This window comes from Bradyrhizobium sp. PMVTL-01 (genome assembly GCF_051861855.1).
Classification (GTDB): Bacteria; Pseudomonadota; Alphaproteobacteria; order Rhizobiales; family Xanthobacteraceae; genus Bradyrhizobium.
In genome coordinates this window covers 2,954,092-2,972,221 of sequence record NZ_CP193982.1, presented here as the reverse complement: position 1 = coordinate 2,972,221, position 18,130 = coordinate 2,954,092, and the positions used below count along the sequence as shown (strand labels likewise).

Annotated in this window: 17 protein-coding genes; 15 read left to right on the top strand and 2 right to left on the bottom strand. The window is 65.0% G+C overall.

Going from position 1 to position 18,130, the window contains the following annotated elements; translation table 11 throughout:
- Nucleotide 1 precedes the first annotated feature (1 nt).
- The 4 genes from ACRQ5Q_RS13555 to neuB are packed head-to-tail and all read left to right on the top strand — an operon-like array spanning nucleotide 2 to nucleotide 4,466.
- Complete coding sequence (locus ACRQ5Q_RS13555) at nucleotides 2-1,021, top strand: NAD-dependent 4,6-dehydratase LegB (RefSeq protein ID WP_439398270.1); 1,020 nt, start codon at nucleotides 2-4, stop codon at nucleotides 1,019-1,021.
- Nucleotides 1,014-2,228, top strand: a complete 1,215-nt coding sequence (locus ACRQ5Q_RS13550; protein WP_439398268.1) for a LegC family aminotransferase — start codon at nucleotides 1,014-1,016, stop codon at nucleotides 2,226-2,228. Before ACRQ5Q_RS13555 ends, ACRQ5Q_RS13550 begins: the two co-directional genes overlap by 8 nt.
- Nucleotides 2,221-3,399, top strand: a complete 1,179-nt coding sequence (gene neuC, locus ACRQ5Q_RS13545; protein ID WP_439398266.1) for a UDP-N-acetylglucosamine 2-epimerase — start codon at nucleotides 2,221-2,223, stop codon at nucleotides 3,397-3,399. Before ACRQ5Q_RS13550 ends, neuC begins: the two co-directional genes overlap by 8 nt.
- Nucleotides 3,396-4,466, top strand: a complete 1,071-nt coding sequence (neuB, locus tag ACRQ5Q_RS13540; RefSeq protein ID WP_439398264.1) for an N-acetylneuraminate synthase — start codon at nucleotides 3,396-3,398, stop codon at nucleotides 4,464-4,466. Before neuC ends, neuB begins: the two co-directional genes overlap by 4 nt.
- Here neuB and ACRQ5Q_RS13535 read toward each other — a convergent pair.
- Entirely contained in the window at nucleotides 4,463-5,074 is a 612-nt protein-coding gene (locus ACRQ5Q_RS13535) for an acetyltransferase (protein WP_439398262.1), read from the bottom strand. The two genes, neuB and ACRQ5Q_RS13535, sit on opposite strands and share 4 nt — an antisense overlap.
- A gap of 199 nt (nucleotides 5,075-5,273) precedes the next feature.
- Here ACRQ5Q_RS13535 and ACRQ5Q_RS13530 point away from each other — a divergent pair, with 199 nt between their 5' ends.
- The 11 genes from ACRQ5Q_RS13530 to ACRQ5Q_RS13480 all read left to right on the top strand — a co-directional run bounded on the left by ACRQ5Q_RS13530 (nucleotide 5,274) and on the right by ACRQ5Q_RS13480 (nucleotide 16,818).
- On the top strand, nucleotides 5,274-6,323 hold the full coding sequence (locus tag ACRQ5Q_RS13530) for a nucleotidyltransferase family protein (RefSeq protein WP_439398260.1): 1,050 nt from the start codon (nucleotides 5,274-5,276) through the stop codon (nucleotides 6,321-6,323).
- Nucleotides 6,320-7,228, top strand: coding sequence for a Gfo/Idh/MocA family protein (locus ACRQ5Q_RS13525; protein ID WP_439398259.1), 909 nt, complete (start codon nucleotides 6,320-6,322; stop codon nucleotides 7,226-7,228). Before ACRQ5Q_RS13530 ends, ACRQ5Q_RS13525 begins: the two co-directional genes overlap by 4 nt.
- Nucleotides 7,225-7,926 (top strand): acylneuraminate cytidylyltransferase family protein, encoded by a 702-nt coding sequence (locus ACRQ5Q_RS13520; RefSeq protein WP_439398257.1) that lies wholly within the window; start codon nucleotides 7,225-7,227, stop codon nucleotides 7,924-7,926. Before ACRQ5Q_RS13525 ends, ACRQ5Q_RS13520 begins: the two co-directional genes overlap by 4 nt.
- 13 nt (nucleotides 7,927-7,939) lie before the next feature.
- Complete coding sequence (locus ACRQ5Q_RS13515; RefSeq protein ID WP_439398255.1) at nucleotides 7,940-8,761, top strand: SDR family oxidoreductase; 822 nt, start codon at nucleotides 7,940-7,942, stop codon at nucleotides 8,759-8,761.
- Between the two features lie 115 nt (nucleotides 8,762-8,876).
- Nucleotides 8,877-10,295 (top strand): hypothetical protein, encoded by a 1,419-nt coding sequence (locus ACRQ5Q_RS13510; protein WP_439398253.1) that lies wholly within the window; start codon nucleotides 8,877-8,879, stop codon nucleotides 10,293-10,295.
- Nucleotides 10,296-11,186 (top strand): class I SAM-dependent methyltransferase, encoded by an 891-nt coding sequence (locus ACRQ5Q_RS13505; protein ID WP_439398251.1) that lies wholly within the window; start codon nucleotides 10,296-10,298, stop codon nucleotides 11,184-11,186. It abuts the gene before it with no gap.
- Nucleotides 11,183-12,115 (top strand): hypothetical protein, encoded by a 933-nt coding sequence (locus ACRQ5Q_RS13500; protein ID WP_439398249.1) that lies wholly within the window; start codon nucleotides 11,183-11,185, stop codon nucleotides 12,113-12,115. Before ACRQ5Q_RS13505 ends, ACRQ5Q_RS13500 begins: the two co-directional genes overlap by 4 nt.
- A 26-nt stretch (nucleotides 12,116-12,141) precedes the next feature.
- Nucleotides 12,142-13,530, top strand: a complete 1,389-nt coding sequence (locus tag ACRQ5Q_RS13495) for a surface carbohydrate biosynthesis protein (protein WP_439398247.1) — start codon at nucleotides 12,142-12,144, stop codon at nucleotides 13,528-13,530.
- 4 nt (nucleotides 13,531-13,534) lie between these two features.
- Nucleotides 13,535-14,938, top strand: coding sequence for a capsular polysaccharide export protein, LipB/KpsS family (locus ACRQ5Q_RS13490; RefSeq protein ID WP_439398245.1), 1,404 nt, complete (start codon nucleotides 13,535-13,537; stop codon nucleotides 14,936-14,938).
- 11 nt (nucleotides 14,939-14,949) lie between these two features.
- The gene (locus ACRQ5Q_RS13485; RefSeq protein WP_439398244.1) at nucleotides 14,950-15,699 is read left to right on the top strand and encodes a glycosyltransferase family 2 protein; all 750 of its coding nucleotides are present in this window, start codon (nucleotides 14,950-14,952) and stop codon (nucleotides 15,697-15,699) included.
- Nucleotides 15,700-15,855: 156 nt separating this feature from the next.
- Nucleotides 15,856-16,818, top strand: coding sequence for a UDP-glucuronic acid decarboxylase family protein (locus tag ACRQ5Q_RS13480; protein ID WP_439398242.1), 963 nt, complete (start codon nucleotides 15,856-15,858; stop codon nucleotides 16,816-16,818).
- A gap of 74 nt (nucleotides 16,819-16,892) precedes the next feature.
- On the opposite strand, the gene ACRQ5Q_RS13475 is transcribed toward ACRQ5Q_RS13480, so the two are convergent.
- A complete protein-coding gene (locus ACRQ5Q_RS13475) occupies nucleotides 16,893-18,092 on the bottom strand; it encodes an O-antigen ligase family protein (RefSeq protein WP_439398240.1) in 1,200 nt (399 codons plus the stop codon).
- Nucleotides 18,093-18,130 lie beyond the last annotated feature (38 nt).

Below are 18,130 nucleotides of genomic sequence, written 5' to 3'. Positions count from 1 at the left end.
CATGGCAGATCTGAGGGACGCCCGCGTCCTCGTTACCGGCAGCGACGGCTTCATCGGTTCGCATGTCGTCGAGGAGCTGGTGAAGGCCGGAGCCCGCGTCAAGGCCGTCGTCTACTACAACTCCTTCAATTCCTGGGGTTGGCTGGACACGGTTCCAACGGACATCATGAAGTCCGTGGAGGTGGTCGCCGGCGACATCCGCGATCCCCACTTCATGATCGCGGCCGCCAGCGGCTGCACCGACGTGCTGCACCTGGCGGCGCTGATCGCGATTCCCTTCTCCTATGTCGCGCCCGATTCCTATGTCGAGACCAATGTGCGCGGCACCGTCAACGTGCTCCAGGCGGCGCGCATGGCCGGCGTTCGGCGGTTCGTGCAGACCTCGACCAGCGAGGTCTATGGCACCGCTCAGATCGTGCCCATCAAGGAGAACCATCCGCTGGTCGGCCAATCGCCCTACTCGGCCTCGAAGATCGCATCCGACCAGATGGCGCTGTCGTTCCAGGCCTCGTTCGACATGCCGGTCGTCGTCATCAGGCCGTTCAACACCTATGGACCGCGGCAGTCGGCGCGCGCGGTGATCCCGACCATCATCAGCCAGATCGCGACCGGCAAGCGCAGGATCCGTCTCGGCGCGGTCAGTCCCACCCGCGACTTCTCCTTCGTCACCGACACCGCGCGCGGCCTGATCGCAGGCCTCACCGCGCCGGCCGAACAATGCGTCGGCCAAACCATCAATCTCGGCAGCGGCTTCGAGATCTCGGTCGGCGCGACCGTCGAGATGATCGCCGACGTGATGGGCGTGAAGATCGAGATCGAGACCGACGAGGCGCGCCTGCGTCCGGCCAACAGCGAAGTCGAGCGGCTGTGGGCCGACAATTCCAAGGCACGCCAGCAACTCGGCTGGGCGCCGGAATTCGGCGGGCTCGACGGCATGCGCCGCGGCATCGAGAAGACAGTGAGCTGGTTCACCAATCCCGCCAATCTCAGCCGCTACAAGGCGGACGTCTACAATGTCTGAGGCAACGGTGAAACCGGCCGTGACCAAAGCGCTCGCCTTCGATCCGAAGGCCGTGGTCGATGCCGTCCGCCGCGCAGCGGGCACGCCCAACGGCATCCTCGGCCTGCACGAACCGGTGTTTGCGGGCAACGAGGTCGCCTATCTCGAAGAGTGCATCAAGAGCACCTTCGTCTCCTCGGTCGGCCCGTTCGTCGACCGCTTCGAGCGCATGCTGGAAGAGGTGACGGGCGCAAGGCGCGCGGTCGCCGTCGTCAATGGCACGGCCGCGCTGCATGCCTGCTTCCGCCTCACCGGCGTCGAGCCCGGCGACGAGGTGATGTCGCCGGCACTGACCTTCATCGCGACCACCAACGCGATCGCCTATTGCGGGGCAGTGCCGCATTTCGTCGACAGCTCGTTTATCACCCTCGGCATGGACCCGCGCGCCCTCGCCGCGCGGCTCGGGGCGATCGCGGAGCGCACGCCCAAGGGCACGGTCAATCGGGAGACCGGACGCCGCATCGCCGCGATCTCGCCGATGCACACCTTCGGGCATCCCGTCCAGCTCGACGAGATCGCCGCGATCGCGCGCGACTGGAACATTGCGCTGGTGGAGGATGCCGCGGAATCGCTGGGCTCGACCTACAAGGGCCACGCCGTCGGATCTCAGGCGCGGCTCGCGGCGCTGAGCTTCAACGGCAACAAGATCGTCACCACCGGCGGCGGCGGCGCCATCCTCACCAATGACGAGGAGCTCGGACGCCGCGCCAAGCATCTCACCACCACCGCGAAGCTGCCGCACAAATGGGCCTTCGTGCACGACGAGGTCGGCTTCAACTACCGCCTGCCCAATCTGAACGCCGCGCTCGGCTGCGCCCAGCTCGAGCAGCTCGAGGGCTTCCTGGCGAGCAAGCGCCGGCTGGCGGCGGCTTACGACCGCGTCTTTGCGGATGTGCCCGGCGTGCGCTTCTCGCGTGAGCCCGATGCCACCACGAGCAATTACTGGCTGAACGCGATCCTGCTCGACGAGGCCTGTGCCGGGCAGCGCGACGACGTGCTCACGGCGCTGAACGAAGCCGGCTTCGGCGCGCGCCCGGCCTGGACCCTCATGCACCGCCTGCCGATGTTCGCGCAGAGCCCGCGCGGCGATCTCGCCACCGCCGAATCGATCGAGCGCCGCCTGATCAACCTGCCGAGCAGCGCCAGCATCAGGGCCCGGGATGAATAACGGCGCGCGAAAGATCTGCTTCGTCACCGGCAGCCGGGCCGATTTCGGACTGCTGATCTGGCCGATGCGCGCGATCCGCGAGGCATCAGGCCTGACGCTCCAGCTCATCGCTACCGGCATGCATCTCGCGCCGGAGTTCGGCTACACCTTCAGCACCATCGGCGAGGAGGGATTCGAGGTCGACGAGCGGGTCGAGACGCTGCTTGCGAGTGACACCGGCGCAGGCGTCGCGAAATCGGTCGGGCTCGGCGCGATCGGATTTGCCGACGCCTTCGCGCGGCTGCGACCCGATCTCGTGGTTTTGCTCGGCGACCGCTTCGAGATGTTCGCGGCCGCACAGGCCGCAATGTTCATGCGGCTGCCGATGGCGCATCTTTTCGGCGGCGACGTCACCGAAGGCGCGGTCGACGAATCCATTCGGCACGCCATCAGCAAGATGTCGCACCTGCATTTTGCCAGCAATGCGGGATCGGCGCGGCGGCTGGTCCAGCTCGGCGAAGATCCATCCCGCATTCACACCATCGGTTCGGTCGGCATCGACGCGATCAAGCGTCTCGACCTGATGGACCGCGACAGTATCGGCCGCGCGGTCGGCATGCCGCTCGGCGAGCACAATGCGCTCGTGACGTTCCATCCGGTCACGGTGGAGGCTGGCCGCTCGATGGCCGAGCTCGACGAGCTGTTCGCGGCGCTGTCGAGGCTCGATCCCGAATTCCGTCTTATCTTCACGCTCGCCAATGCCGATGCCGAGGGACGCGCGCTGAACGACCGCACCAAGGCCTTCGCGGCAAGCCGGCCGAACACGATCGCGGTCGCCTCGCTCGGGCAGCTCCGCTATCTCAGCCTGATGAGCCAGGTGGACGTTGTGATCGGCAATTCGTCGAGCGGCATCCTCGAAGCGCCGTCATTCGGCGTTCCCACGGTCGATGTCGGCGACCGCCAGAAGGGACGCGAGCGCGCCGCGTCGGTGTTTCACGCCGCATCCGAGCGCGGTGCGATCGGCGCGGCGATCTCGCAAGCGCTTCAGCGCGGCCAGAAGGATACCGTCAATCCCTATGGCGGCGGCGATTCCAGCCGGCGCTTTGCCGACATCATCGCCGGCATTCCAGATTTCCGGCAGCTCCTGAAGAAAAGCTTCCACGAACTTCCCGCAAGCGGAGCGCGGCCATGACGACGCACACGCTGATCATCGCGGAAGCCGGCGTCAATCACGACGGCAGCCTGGACAAGGCACTGGGCCTCGTCGATGCGGCAGCCGATGCCGGCGCCGACATCGTCAAGTTCCAGACCTTCAATGCGAAGGCGCTGGCGGGCGGAGCGGCGAAGAAGGCGGACTATCAGCAACGCACGACCGACGCCGCCGAGAGCCAGCTCGCCATGCTGGAGCGGCTGGAACTGCCGCAGGCCGCGCACCACACGCTGATCGCGCACGCTGCCGAACGCGGCATCGAATTCCTGTCGACGCCGTTCGATGATGCCTCCCTCGGCTTCCTGCTGTCGCTGAAGCTGCCACGCATCAAGATCGGATCAGGCGATCTCACCAATGCCCCGCTACTGCACGCGGCAGCAAGGGCCGGCGCCACGCTGATCCTGTCGACGGGCATGGCGACGCTCGGCGAGGTCGAGGAAGCGCTGGGCGTATTGGCGCATGGCTACGCGCAGCGTAGCGATGCGGCCGGCATTGCCTCGTTCCGCGCGGCATGGCGCGATCCGGCGGCGCGCGCCGCGCTGGCGCGGCACGTCAGCCTGCTGCATTGCACGACCGAATATCCCTGCCCCATCACGGATGTGAACCTCGCCGCGATGGCGACGATGCGATCCGCATTCCAGCTTCCGGTCGGCTACTCCGATCACACCGACGGTTTCGAGATTTCGGTCGCCGCGGTTGCGCTCGGCGCAACCATCATCGAGAAGCACCTGACGCTGGATCGCAATGCGCCCGGTCCCGACCACGCGGCCTCGCTCGAGCCTGACGATTTCAAGCGGATGGTCAGCGCTATTCGCAACGTCGAGGCCGCGCTCGGCGATGGCATGAAGACGCCGAAAGAGTCGGAGGTCAGGAATGTGCCTGTGGCTCGCAAGAGCATCGTGGCTGCGCGCGCGCTGAAGGCCGGCGAGATCATCGGCCCGGCCGACATCACCGCCAAGCGGCCGGGCGCGGGGCGGCCTCCGATCGAGTATTGGTCGCTGATCGGAACCGCGGCGCCGCAGGCGCTCGAGCCCGACGATCCGGTTTAACGGCGAGGCTTTGCGGGAACTCCGCGCAGTACGGACCCGGGCGGCCAAGAACCCGTGACGACGGAGCCCATCGCCACCAGCGTATCGTTGCCGATGGAAATGTGATCGCGGACACGGCTGCCGAGGCCGACAAAGCAGTTGTCGCCGATCTCCGCGCCGCCGCCGACCACCGTTCCCGGCGAGAGATGCGTGTAGTGACCGACGCGCACGTCGTGCTCGACGACGACGCTCGAATTGATGATGCAGTGATGGCCGATCATGCTTCGCGCATTGACGATCGCCCCCGGCATGACGACGCAACCCGCGCCGATCGTTGCCGACGGCGAGACGAACGCGCGTGGATGAATCACCGACGCCCAGCGCCTGAGTTGCATCCGGCCGATCATCTGCCGGCGCGCGGGCCCGGCCTGCATCGTTCCGATTCCGACCACGAAGGCGGCATCCGGATAGTTCGGCGCAACGTCATCGGTCCCGAGATAGCGCGCATCCCCCAGCGTTCCCAGCTGGCGATCGAGGAAACCGATGATGTTGAACTGGCCCGACAGGAGCGCCGCCTCGTAGACCATGAAGGCATGTTCGCCGCCGCCAATGATGATCAGATCGTCCATCGCGATTCCCTCAAGCCGCACCAATCTTAGCGACCGGCCCACGACACTTCAAACCGCCGGACCGGGCCTGAAAAGCCGAGAATTAACAAGGACAACGCCGGACGGCCCGGCGGGGTTGACGCCGCCTCTCGCAGCCGCGATATAGCAGGCTCACCCGTTGGGCCGCCGCCAATACCTGCCGTATACGAGACAGATTGCCATGAAATCCTGGCGTAAGGCCGTCGTTGGAACGCAGGCGACCGTGGGCGAGGCCATTGCCGCGATCGAGAGCGGGAGCATCCAGATTGCGCTGGTGCTCGGTGACCAGAACCGCCTGCTCGGCGTGGTCACCGACGGCGACGTCAGGCGCGGGCTGCTGCGCGGTATCCCGCTCACCGGGCTTGCCACCGACATCATGAACCGTGCGCCGGTGTCGGCTCCTGCGACGCTCTCCCGCGACGACCGCCTGCATCTGATGCGGCACAAATCGATCAAGCAGCTCCCACTTATTGACGAAGGCGGCCATCTGGTCTTGGTGGAGACGCTCGATGAGCTGCTCGAGCCGCGCCAATATGCCAATCCGGTCCTGATCATGGCCGGCGGTCTCGGCGAGCGCCTGGGCGCGCTGACGCGCGACGTGCCCAAGCCCATGCTCAATGTCGGCGGCAGGCCCCTGCTCGAGACCATTGTCCGCAACGTGGTCCAGCAGGGTTTTTCCAACATCTACATGTCGGTCAACTACAAGGCCGAGACGATCAAGGGTCACTTCGCCGACGGCGCCGCGTTCGGCGCCAATATCCAGTACGTACACGAGACCGAACGCCTCGGCACGGCCGGTGCACTCGGGCTGTTTCCGACGCCGCCGGATCTGCCGATGATCGTCACCAACGGCGATATCCTCACCACGATCAATTACGGCGCGCTTCTCGACTTCCACAATGGAACGCCCGCGGAAGCGACAATGGCCGTCCGCGAGCACAAGGTGAACGTCCCATATGGCGTGGTTTCCACGTCGGAAGGCTTCCTCCAGGCCATTCGCGAGAAGCCGACCGAAAGCTGGTTCGTCAGCGCCGGCATCTATGTGATTGGAAGTTCCGTCTTCCGCCATGTCGCGCCCGGGGTCAGGATCGACATGCCGACCGTGCTGGAGCGCGTGATCGCCGGCGAGGGCCGTGTTGCGGTCTATCCCATCCGTGAATACTGGCTCGACATCGGCCGCCTGGAGGATTTCGAGCAGGCGCACGCGGAGTTTCATGAGGTCTTCTCGTGACCTCGACAAAAGCCGTCGTGATCGGCCTCGGCTCGATCGGCACAAGGCATGCACGGATCCTGCGCGAGCTTGGCCTCGCCGTGGCGACGGTGAGCCGCCGAGAGGGCGGCGACTATGGGTCGATCGGAGAGGCCGTCGCCGGCGCCCATCCCGATTACGCGGTGATTGCCACCGAAACGGCGCGCCATGCCGACGACCTGCAGGCGCTCGCGCAGGCCGGCTTCCGCGGCGCGGTCCTGGTCGAAAAGCCGCTGTTCGCGACGGCGGCGGCGCCGCCGAAATATCCGTTCGCCCATGTCAGCGTCGGATACAATCTGCGCTTCCATCCGGTCATGACGGCCCTTGTCGAACAACTGCGCGGGCGCGAGGCGATCACGGTCGCCGCCTATGTCGGGCAGGACATCAGGGACTGGCGGCCCGGCCGCGACCATCGCACCACCGCATCCGCGACGACGGACGCCGGTGGCGGCGTCCTCAGGGATCTCAGCCACGAGCTGGATTATCTGCTGTGGCTGTTCGGGCCATGGCATCGGGTCGCAGCGCTCGGCGGCGCCTCCGGCGCGCGCGACATCGACGTCGACGACCATCTCGATCTGCTGCTCGACATGCAGCGGGCGCCATCGGTACACGTCCACATGGATTATCTCGACCGCCAGGGCATCCGCCGCATCCGCGTCAACGTCGAGGACGACACCATCGAGGCCGATCTCGTCGGCAGCCGCCTGAGCATCAACGGCACGGCGAGGGAGCTCGCCAGCGAGCGGGACCAGAGCTATCGCGACATGCATCTCGCGGCGATGCGGGGCGCGCGCCCGGCCTGCTCCCTGCCTGAGGCGCTCGGCGTCGTGCATTTGATCGACGCCAGCGAACGCGCGCTGCGCAGCAAGACCTGGGTATCGCCGTGAGCCTTGTCTGCACCATCTGCGCGCGAGGCGGCTCGAAGGGGGTCGTCGGCAAGAATGCGCGCGACCTCCTCGGCAAGCCCGTGCTCGCCTGGAGCATCGCGCAGGCGCGCGAGACCGGCCTGTTCGATGCGATCGCCTTCAGCAGCGATTCAGACGCTCTGCTCGAGGCGGCGCTGAAGGCGGGCGCCGATATCGCGGTCAAGCGCCCGGACGAGATGGCGACCGACACCGCACCAAAGCTTCCGGCGATCCGTCATTGCGTCGAGCAGGCCATCGCGAAAACCGGCACGACGCCGGAGATCTTCGTCGATCTCGACGTCACCTCGCCGCTCCGGCTCGCCTCTGACATCACCGGTGCCGTGGCACTGCTGCGCGAGAGCGGCGCCCGCAATGTCATTACCGGGGCGCCGGCACGGCGCTCGCCCTATTTCAACCTGGTCGAGCAGCGCACCGACGGTAGCGTCGGCCTCTCCAAAACCGCCGATCCTCCGATCACGCGACGGCAGGATGCGCCGCGCTGCTTCGACATGAACGCGTCGATCTACGTCTGGCGCGTCGCGCCGTTTCTGGAGCGGCCCGCGGTCTTCTATCCGGACACGCGCCTGTTCGAAATGCCGGAAGAGCGCTCGATCGATATCGATTCCGATCTCGATTTCGCGTTGGTGGAACTGCTGCTGCGCCAACGACTGAACGCCTGAGGGGGCTTTAGCGATGACCACGAGCTTCAAGGCTCTGTTCGATCTGACTGGCCGCACCGCCGTGGTGACCGGCGGATGCGGCATTCTCGGGCGTCGCTTCGCCGAGGGCCTCGCCGAGTTCGGCGCCAATGTCGCGATCGTTGATCTCGACCAGGCCGCGACTGACGCGGCGGCCGCCGACCTCGCCTCGCACCACTCTATCCGCGCCAAAGGCTATGGCTGCGACATCACCCAGCCCGACGCCGTGCGCAACACGGCCGATGCGCTCGAAGCCGACCTCGGACCGGTCTCGATCCTCCTCAACAACGCCGCGAGCAAGGCGCGCGACCTCGACGCTTTCTTTGCCCCCGTCGAGAAATTCTCGCAGGACACCTGGCGGGAGATCATGGCGGTCAATCTCGACGGCATGTTCAACGTCGCGCAGGTGTTCGGCGGCCGAATGGCCGAGCGCGGCTATGGCGCCATCGTGCAAACGGCCTCGATCTACGGACTGATGGCCCCGGACCAGCGCATCTACGAGGGCTCCGAATATCTCGGCCGCGTCATCAACACGCCTGCGGTCTACACGGCTTCCAAGGCCGGGGTCATCGGGCTGACCAAGCACCTGGCGACCTATTGGGCGGCGAAGGGCGTTCGCGTCAACACGCTAACCCCGGGCGGTGTCGAGAGCGGCCAGAACGAGACCTTCAAGCAGCGCTACGGCGCCCGCATTCCGCTCGGCCGCATGGCCCGTGCCGACGAGATGGTGGGCGCGATGCTGTTTCTGGTGTCCGACGCGGCGTCCTACGTGACCGGCCAGAACATCGCGGTCGATGGCGGGCTGAGCGCGTGGTAGCAAGGCACCCATGATCAAGCGCCTGATCCAGAATACGGTGATTTCGGCGCTCGCCTTCGGCGTGGCCGCGTTGCTTGGCCTTCTGGTCATCCCGCTGATCATCCAGACCTGGGGCGTGACCGAGTTCGGCCTCATCGTCATCTCGCGACTGCTGCTGCCCAGCGGCATGATGGCGGTGCTGGACCTCGGTCTATCCGAGGTCGCCACCCAGGTCGTCGCACGCGCGAGAGAGCACCGCAATTGGGCCCAGGCGAGCCGCCAGATCGCCTTTCTGGGGATGGTCTCCATTGCCCTCACCTTGATCACGAGCGCCGCGATCTGGTTCGCGACGCCACTGCTCATCATCGTGATGAAGGTCGATTCCACGCATCTGGAGACGTTCACCCGGATCATGCACTACACGGCGCTCGCGAATCTGATCTTCGTTCCGGCACTGGTGTGGGAAGGTATCGTCAAAGGGTTCGAGCGCTACAACCTGCTCCGCGCCGCAGAGGTCACGTCGACGGCGGCCTATGTCGGTCTGACATTCGCAGCCTCGTGGGCGGCGGCGGGTTTTGAGGTGGTCGCTTACATCTATCTCGCCACGCTCGTGGTTCGTGCCGTCGTCGTCGGGATTGCCGCGTTGGTCGCCCTGCGGCACAAGCACGTGCGATTGCTGCCATGGACCCCCGACGTCCGGCAGGATATCCTGCATCGCTGCGTGCTGCTTCTGCAAGGCAAGCTGATGGGCGGCATCTCCGGCCCCCTTCAACCGTTTCTGATCGGACTGTTGTTCGGCCCCAAGGCGGTCGGCACTTACGACGCGCTGGTGCGATTGTCGCGGGTCTCCAAGGTCGTCGTCAGCCTTCTGACATCCGCCCTGCTTCCCGTGGCCAGCCGTCTCGACGAGCGCGGCAGCGCGACCTCGTTCCAGCGCCTCGGCGACCTCGGACTCGTCATGATGCCGATGTTCGTGGTGCCGCCGCTTGCCGCGACCGCTATCTTCTCGCCCGAAATCATGAACATCTGGATCGGTTCTATTCTTGCGCCCTACGCGTTCTGGATGGGCCTGAGCTTCCTGGTTCCGATCTGCGCGCAATACGTCGCGATCGGCAGCCTCATCTTCCTGACCCGGCCGGAGGTGCAGGCCCGGCTCAACAAGCTGATGGCCATTCAGCTCCTGATCTGGGCGGCAGTCTCCGCCGCGACATTGCATCTTTTCGCCGAACGTGCCCTTATTCTCGGCCAGGTGGTCGGGTGCATCGCCATCCTACCCTGGCAGCTCGCAGAGCTGCGTGGCGCACTCGAACTCGAGCGTAACCGCTTCGCGAAAGTGGTTGGAACCCAGTTCGCAATTCTTGTCCTGGCAAGCGCTTTTCTGGCAACAATTGCAGGTTACATTCGCTTTGACAGCGTGCTAAAGCTCGCGGCCGGTTCCCTGGTTTTCTGTCTGATCGCCTGGGTGCTCCAATACTTCCTGGTCCTCGAGAAGCGGCACCGGACAGTATTTCCAGCAGTCGGACAATTGATGGGACTGACATCCAAAAGCAGCTGAATGAACACGCACGCCACAATCCGGAATACCCCCATCGAAGATTTCGCTCCGGCATCATTGTCGGATCGAGCAGCGGCCTACGCCCTCGATGCGGCAAGGAGCATCGGCCGGCTCGCAATGCGCCGTGTGAAGCGCACCGTCGACGTCGTCAACTCCGAGTACAATCTTACACATTGGCAACGGATGCTGTCGGCAAAGACCTGGACGACGGCCGCCAGCGTCAGCGATTTCCTGGTCCCGAAGAATCCCGAACTGGCTCTGCGCAAGGTCGATAATCGGATTTGCAGGATCCCGGCCGACGACTACTACCGCTACCGCGCCAGAGCGCTCGGCGAACTGCTCACGCGGCACGCCGGCGGCACCACGGAAATCGTCGAGCTCGGCGCCGGCTACGGCTACAATCTGCTGGCGCTTCACCTCCACCATCCCGACTGGAGGCTGCACGGATTCGACATCGCGCCGAACGGGGTAGCCGCGGGCCGCGAGATCGCCGCGCATTATGGCCTGTCGGATCGGATTTCGCTCGACAGGATCGACCTGACCGACGGTAGCGACCCGAGCTATTCCGCCATCAGGGACCAGGTCGTCTTCACCTATTTCTGCATCGAGCAGATTCCTTATGACGTGCGCAAGGTGGTGGACAACATCATCGCGGCGAAGCCGAAGCGTGTCATCAACATCGAGCCGACGACGGAGCTGCTGAACCTCGCAAGCCCGCGAGATATCGTCAGCTTTCTCTACATCCGCTCGGTCGACTACCAGACGCAGCTGTTCTCGACACTCGACGAGTACGAGCGACAGGGACGAGTCCGCATCTTGGCGCGTGAACGGATGCCGTTCGCGCCGACAATCCACAATGATGGTTTTTTGTATTGCTGGGAGCCCACATGACGGCCATCAACACGGCGGTCGAACGACCCGCCCCGAAGAAGCAGAAGATCAACCAGTTTCGCCGCCTCTTGTGGCACATCAACCGGACAGATCTCGGCTGGGTCACCAAAGCCGCCCTGACAACTCTGCAACCGGGCGCACGGGCCAGGCGCGTCGCGCTGCTTGATCAGCTTCCCTCGAAAGCGGAATGGAGCGAGGCAAGCCGAAAGCTCGACCAGGACGGCTACGTGGATGTATCCTCGCTAATGGACCGCGGCCTCGCGCAAGCCGTCGCCGCCGTCGCAGACAACAAGGTGAGCCGCTTGAACGAGCTCTCCGGCAAACAGCAGCTCGGTCACAAGTCCTTCTGGGTCAGCCTGCTGGACGAGGATCTCGTCAACGGCGCCTTTGCGACCGACCATCCCTTCGTGCGCTATGCCCTGCAACCGGCCGCGCTACGCATCATCGGCGATTTCATGCACGACTTGCCGCAATTGTCGGACGTGCTGCTGACGTTGTCGCAACCGACTCCGAACCAGGCGCTGAGTTACTCCCAGCTCTGGCATCTCGATCACGACGACAAGCGCGTCTGCAAGCTCTTCATCTACCTGACCGACGTGCAAAACACCGCCGACGGTCCGTTCACCTTCATTCCGGCTGGGCCGTCGAAGCCATTCCGCAACACGCTCAAGAGCCACATGAGCGACGCGCAGGTGTTCGCCAAGACCGGCCGCGACGCGGTCAAGGAAATGATCGCGCCCCGCTTGTCGTCCTTCATCGTCAACACCGCCCGCTGCCTGCATATGGGAAGCCGGATCCTGTCGGATCATAATCGCCTGCTCTACACCGCAACCTACATCCAGCAGCCGCGCATCTATCCCGAACCGCCGGCGCGATTCCGCGCGGCCGGCCCCCTGACGGACCTCGAGCGTGCTGTGATGCGGCTCTGACACGAGACCTGGCGGGAGCTGAAATCTTGCGCATAGGCCTGGTGGTCGATCACCCCAAGCGTGACCTGCCAGGGGCAGTCATGCTCGGTTATCAGCTCGCACGGCGTGGCGTCTCCGTCATGCTGGTGCCGATGTATGAGCAGGCAGTCGATGTCCCGCGGCTCGGGCTCGATGCGCTGGTCGTCAACTACGCGCGGCCGGCCAATCTCGACCTGATGCGCAGCTTCGCCAAGGCCGGCCTCGCGCTGTATGTTCTCGACACCGAAGGCGGCGTGCTCGCGGAGAGAGGCGGCAACTCGCCGCCGGCGATGGCCGCACACATCAGGCAAAGTGGCTATGCCGACATCCTGGCCGGCTACTTCTTCTGGGGCAACCGGCTCCACGATGCCTTCCTGGCGGCGGGAACCATGCAGCCGGAGCAGTTGCACCTCACCGGATGTCCGCGCTTCGATTTTGCGGCCCCGCGTTGGCGCGCGCTGCTCGACGGCGAACCGCGCGGCTATCTGCTCGTCAACGCCAACTTCCCGCTGGTCAATTCACGCTTTACCGGAAAACCGGGCGGCGAGCGCGAGGCCATGGTGCGGGCGGGCTGGGACGGTCCTTATGTCGACCGCTTCATCGCGGACCTGAAGCAGGTCTTCACAAACTACCTCGCCGAGATCGACCGGCTCGCCGCCGCGAGGCCTGACCGCACCATTCTCGTGCGACCGCATCCTTTCGAGAGCGAGAACGTCTATCGCACCGCGCTCGCGCGCCACGGCAACGTCCTCGTCGACGGCACCGGCAGCGTGCTCGACCGCATCCGCAACGCGGCCGCGATCGTTCACCTCAACTGCGGCACGGCTGTCGAATCCGTCATGCTCGGAAAGCTTCCGCTCCAGCTCGAATATCTGAACACACCGGTCACCGCCGGCCATGCCGCGCTGCCCGCGCGCGTGAGCCGCCCGGTCAATTCGTTCGACGAGTTGCTTGGCGCGATCGACCACATCGAGCGCGAGACCGAGACCTTCGATTTCGCGGGCGTTCACGCCGCCGATATCGAGGCTTTCTTCCATCTCAACGACGGAAAGGCCGCCGAACGCGTCGCCGATGTCCTGACCCGCGCGACGAGTCCGCGCGGGCCTTACGTCTCGCTGCTCGCGACCGTGAAGGGCACGCGCGACAAGCCGAGCATCGGCCAGATCGTCAAGGGCGCAGCCAGCGCCGTGCTCGGATCGGCCGTCACCGAACGGCTGCGCAGCCGGTTCAACCCGGCCCGGCGCGACAAGCGGATCGAGCCCGCCTTCGTCGGGACGCTGCTTCAGCGGATCGCAACGCATGACGGCGCGAGCCCGTCGCAATTCACCGCAATGCGCGCGAACTGCGCGGAGACGGGCCTGCCGCTCGCGAGCATTGCCATCGAACCCGCCCGATAGACTCATGTCCACATCCGCAAAGACCATTCTCATCACCACGCTCGCCGAATACCAGACCCGGTTCTGGCTTCCGGTCGCGCAACGGCTGCGTGCGGCCGGCAACGATGTCGAGTTGCTCGCCTTCGACGACCGCAGCGCCGAGATGTCGGCGGCCGAGGGCGTGCCTGTTACGAACATGTACCGCGAGGGCCTCAAGACCGGCCCCTCGTCCGACGATCGCGGCGCGTTCGATATGCGCGTCACCGCCTACGGGCTGGACGGGACCAATTTCCTGTTCAGCCACGAGCGCTTCACCTTCGGCATCCGCGATACGGCCGCGCTGCGCCGGCGCTTCATGATCTACGCCAATGCGATGGAGACGGTGCTCGACCGCCTGGAGCGGCAAGGCAAGCGCGTCGAACTGGTGCAGGAGCTCGGCGGCTTCCTCTCGGTGATCGCGAGCTTCTACGCCGCCCGGCGCCGCAACATCCGCAACTGGTTCATCGAGCCGTCGTTCTTTCGCGGCCGCATGTACTTCACGCCCGACACGCTTCGCGCGCCCGACGTGATGCCGACGGCAGCGGGCGCGGTTTCACCGGAGGTGCGAGCCTATCTCGACGACACGCTGACGCAGCGGGCCATCGTCATTCCCAAGAAGGACCAGCATCATTATTCGGCGGCCTTCAAGAAGGTCGTGAACCTGCGCAACGCCCGCCGCCTCTCCGAAAAGCTGTGGGACCAGTTCGCACTCGGCAAGCACCAGGAGTTCGGGCACAATCTGCGCCACGCCCGCGTCCACGCCGCGATGGCGCTCAATGCGACCCGGCTGCGCAAGCTCTACAAGCCGATCCCCGAGGCGCCCTTCGTCTACTATCCCTTCCACGTTCCGGCCGACATGGCGCTGACGCTGCGGTCGCCCGAGTATCTCGACCAGGTCGCGACGGTCGACTTCCTGCTGCGCACGATCCCGGACTCGCATGTCCTGGTGGTGAAGGAACACCCCGCCCAGATCGGCGCGATCTCTGCCGACCGCCTGTTCGAGCTGGCGCGCCGGTTCGATAATTTCGTGCTGCTGCCGCCCCAGACCAACAATTACACCGTGCTCAACCGCGCCGACGCCGTGATCTCCGTGAACAGCAAGTCGGGCGCCGAAGCCTTGCTGCTCGGCAAGCCGGTGGTGGTGATGGGCGATGCGTTCTATCGCTCCTGCCCGCTGGTCTATGCGGTCGACCGTCTCGCGGACGTGCCCGGGCGGCTGCGCGAGGCGCTTTCCGCCGGGGCGTTCGATCCGGCGAGCGGGGCGCCGTATTTCGAATCGGCCTGGCGCAAGTCTTATCCGGGCGAGCTCTACATCAGCGATCCCAAGCTGCTCGATACGTTTGCGGCCTCCTTGCGTGCCGCGATCGCTGAGCCCGCCCGCGCGAATTGAACGGACCCGTCATGCCGCTCGTCTCGATCATCACACCATCCTGGAACGTCGAAGGCCTGATCGAGGAGACCATCCGCTCGGTACAGAGCCAGACCTTTGCCGATTGGGAGCTCCTGATCGCCGACGACTGCTCGACCGACAGGACGCCGGAGATCATCGCCGGGATCGGCGAGCGCGATCCGCGCGTCAAGCTGATCCAGCAGGCGAAGAACGGCGGGCCGGCGCTGGCGCGCCAGGCCGCGATCGACCGCGCGCAGGGCCGCTATCTCGCCTTCCTCGACAGCGACGATCTGTGGCTGCCGGAGAAGCTCGAGCGGCAGCTCGCCTTCGCGAAGGCGAAGCAGGCCGCGCTCAGCTACACCGCCTTCCGCCGCATCAACGAGACCAACACGGTCACCGGACGGCTGATCGAGGTGCCGGCCTCGCTCAGCTATGGGCAGCTCTTGAAGAATACCGCGATCGCGACCCTGACCGTGATGGTCGACCGCGAGATCGCCGGCCCCGTCGCGATGAAGAACGAGGGCTATGACGATTTCTGCCTGTGGCTCTCGATCCTGAAGCGCGGCCACACCGCATCTGGCCTCAACGAGGACTTGGCGCGCTACCGGGTCAGGGGCTCCTCGGTTTCCAGCCGCCCGATGCGATCGGCCAAATGGGTCTGGCAGATCTACCGCAATGTCGAGCATCTCTCCTTGGTCCGATCGGCCTGGTGCTTCGCCCATTGGGGGGCGCGGGCATGGTTGAAGCGGCGGGAGTTCTAGACGCTTCGCAGCCACCCGGCCGAAAAAGTGCGAAAACAACCCCATGCACAGTAGGGGTATCTAAATACCTTCATCCGAGCTCACTTCGCTATTGGCGAGTCCGCCCGTTGCCGATACCACTCAGCCCGCCCCGCCGCGGACAACCTGGAACCGATCATGCCGTTTGAAAGCTACAAGAACAGCCGCATCCTCGTCACCGGAGGCGCCGGCTTCATCGGATCGCACATCTGCGAGCGACTGCTCGATGCCGGCGCCGAGGTGGTGTCGGCGGACAATTATTTCACCGGCAGCCGGCGCAACATCGCCCATCTGATCGCCAATCCGCTGTTCGAGGCGGTCCGGCACGATGTCACCTTTCCGCTCTACATCGAGGTCGACGCGATCTTCAACCTCGCCTGCCCGGCCTCGCCGATCCACTATCAGCGCGACCCCGTGCAGACCACGAAGACCTCGGTGCACGGCGCCATCAACATGCTGGGCCTTGCCAAGCGGCTGAAGGCACGCATCTTCCAGGCCTCGACCAGCGAGGTCTACGGCGATCCGCTGATCCATCCCCAGACCGAGGATTACTGGGGCAACGTCAATCCGATCGGCATCCGCTCCTGCTACGACGAGGGCAAGCGCTGCGCCGAGACGCTGTTCTTCGACTATTGGCGCCAGCACGGCCTGCCGATCAAGGTCGCGCGCATCTTCAACACCTACGGCCCGCGCATGCAGCCCAATGACGGCCGCGTGGTGTCGTCCTTCATCGTCCAGGCGCTGAAGGGCGAGCCGATCAGCGTGTTCGGCGACGGCGGCCAGACCCGTTCGTTCTGCTACGTCGACGATCTCGTCGAGGCGATCATGCGGCTGATGCTGACGAACGAAGACGTCACCGGCCCGATCAACATCGGCAACAATTCCGAGTTCACCATCCGTGAGCTCGCCGAGAAGGTCATCGAGCTCACGGGATCGCGCTCCAGGCTGGAGTTCAAGCCGTTGCCGCAGGATGATCCGCGCCAGCGCCAGCCCGATCTCACCAAGGCGAAGGCCGCTCTGAACTGGGAGCCGAAGGTCGCGCTCGAGGACGGCCTGAAGGAGACCATCGCCTATTTCAAGCACTCGCTGGCAGTCGCCTGAGACTGTTCGCAGCTTTATCCGCCGCGGCTCGCTGCCGGGCTTGCCGGACGTGAGCCTGCAGCCGGCCCCGTCGGCTACCGGCTGGCGAGCAGATGCGGTTCGGCGCTGATCTCGCGCGCGTCTTCCTGCGGCAGCCCGACGGCCCATCCCATAAGTCCGAAGAACAGCGCCGAGTTCGTCAGCGAACCGCTCATCAGGAACTCGATCCCGACGAATACCAGGCCGGCAAACACGAACGAGGCGGCGGAATCAAGGCGCGCTCGCCTTGCCGCCGATATCAGGGCCGCGATGAACAGTGCGACCAAGAGCACCGCCGCTGTCACACCAGCCTCCACCGCAACTTGCAGCACGATGTTGTGCGGCTCCGTCTTGTAGCAAGATTGCCGGGCGAACGTTCCTACGCCTTGGCCGAGAAGGCCAGCTTTCGGCAGCAGGCTCAAGGCTTCCTTGGTCAGGATGATCCGGATCGCAAAAGTATCCTCGGTATCGCAACTCACGACCGGCTTCTGCACATTCTGCACGACAAGTCCGATGATCTTGCCGGACGTTGCGGGACGGGCAGCCAAGCCAACGAGACTGGTCAGACAGACCACGCCGACGACCGCAAGCTGCCGCCGGCTGCCGGTCCACGCCGTCGCGACGAGCGTCAGACCCAGGGCGACGAAAGGATGCCGCACCATTGCCGCGGCAAACACGAACGAAGGCAAGGCGATCAATACGGCGGCGAGACCCCATTGAAAAGGCGGCATGTTGGTCGAAAGAAGCGCAAAAACCAGGAAGCCCCACGTCAGGCAAAACACGGTCGGGCCTTCGTGGTAGCCCAAAACCAGCGGCTTGAACTCGCCGCTCTTGTCGTGGACCACTGCCCAGGCCGTCAGCACGGTTCCGACCAAAACGACCGCTGCCATGATGTAGGAGAAGCGCGAGAGATCGAAGCGACTTCCCACAGCCCTGAACGCCGGATAGGAGGCCATCGAAATGGCGAGCAGGACGTAATCGCGCCCCGTCGTCGTGCTGCCGTTTACGGCCACCGAAGCCAGCATCAGCGCGGCCAACGCGGCAAAGAGATAGTCAGCACGTCGGAGCCGAAACGTCCCCGCCACAACGACGAGCGGCCCGATCATCACAGCCGCGGTCACGGCTGGATGACTCTTCATGCCAGCCAGGCCGTACAAGAGAATGAGAACCGAATTGGTCGAGATCCAAACCGCTATTGCCGCGTTGGTCAGCCAAGTATTCGTCAGCCAGGTATTCGTCAGCCAGGACTTCGTCATCGGCCTGATCGCTAACGACCGGCCGCGAAGACAACCAA

Coding starts and splice junctions, on each gene's coding strand:
- ACRQ5Q_RS13555 (WP_439398270.1), top strand. CDS start 2: ATGGCAGATCTGAGGGACGCCCGCGTCCTCGTTACCGGCAGCGACGGC.
- ACRQ5Q_RS13550 (WP_439398268.1), top strand. CDS start 1,014: ATGTCTGAGGCAACGGTGAAACCGGCCGTGACCAAAGCGCTCGCCTTC.
- neuC (WP_439398266.1), top strand. CDS start 2,221: ATGAATAACGGCGCGCGAAAGATCTGCTTCGTCACCGGCAGCCGGGCC.
- neuB (WP_439398264.1), top strand. CDS start 3,396: ATGACGACGCACACGCTGATCATCGCGGAAGCCGGCGTCAATCACGAC.
- ACRQ5Q_RS13535 (WP_439398262.1), bottom strand. CDS start 5,074: ATGGACGATCTGATCATCATTGGCGGCGGCGAACATGCCTTCATGGTC.
- ACRQ5Q_RS13530 (WP_439398260.1), top strand. CDS start 5,274: ATGAAATCCTGGCGTAAGGCCGTCGTTGGAACGCAGGCGACCGTGGGC.
- ACRQ5Q_RS13515 (WP_439398255.1), top strand. CDS start 7,940: ATGACCACGAGCTTCAAGGCTCTGTTCGATCTGACTGGCCGCACCGCC.
- ACRQ5Q_RS13505 (WP_439398251.1), top strand. CDS start 10,296: ATGAACACGCACGCCACAATCCGGAATACCCCCATCGAAGATTTCGCT.
- ACRQ5Q_RS13500 (WP_439398249.1), top strand. CDS start 11,183: ATGACGGCCATCAACACGGCGGTCGAACGACCCGCCCCGAAGAAGCAG.
- ACRQ5Q_RS13490 (WP_439398245.1), top strand. CDS start 13,535: ATGTCCACATCCGCAAAGACCATTCTCATCACCACGCTCGCCGAATAC.
- ACRQ5Q_RS13485 (WP_439398244.1), top strand. CDS start 14,950: ATGCCGCTCGTCTCGATCATCACACCATCCTGGAACGTCGAAGGCCTG.
- ACRQ5Q_RS13480 (WP_439398242.1), top strand. CDS start 15,856: ATGCCGTTTGAAAGCTACAAGAACAGCCGCATCCTCGTCACCGGAGGC.
- ACRQ5Q_RS13475 (WP_439398240.1), bottom strand. CDS start 18,092: ATGACGAAGTCCTGGCTGACGAATACCTGGCTGACGAATACTTGGCTG.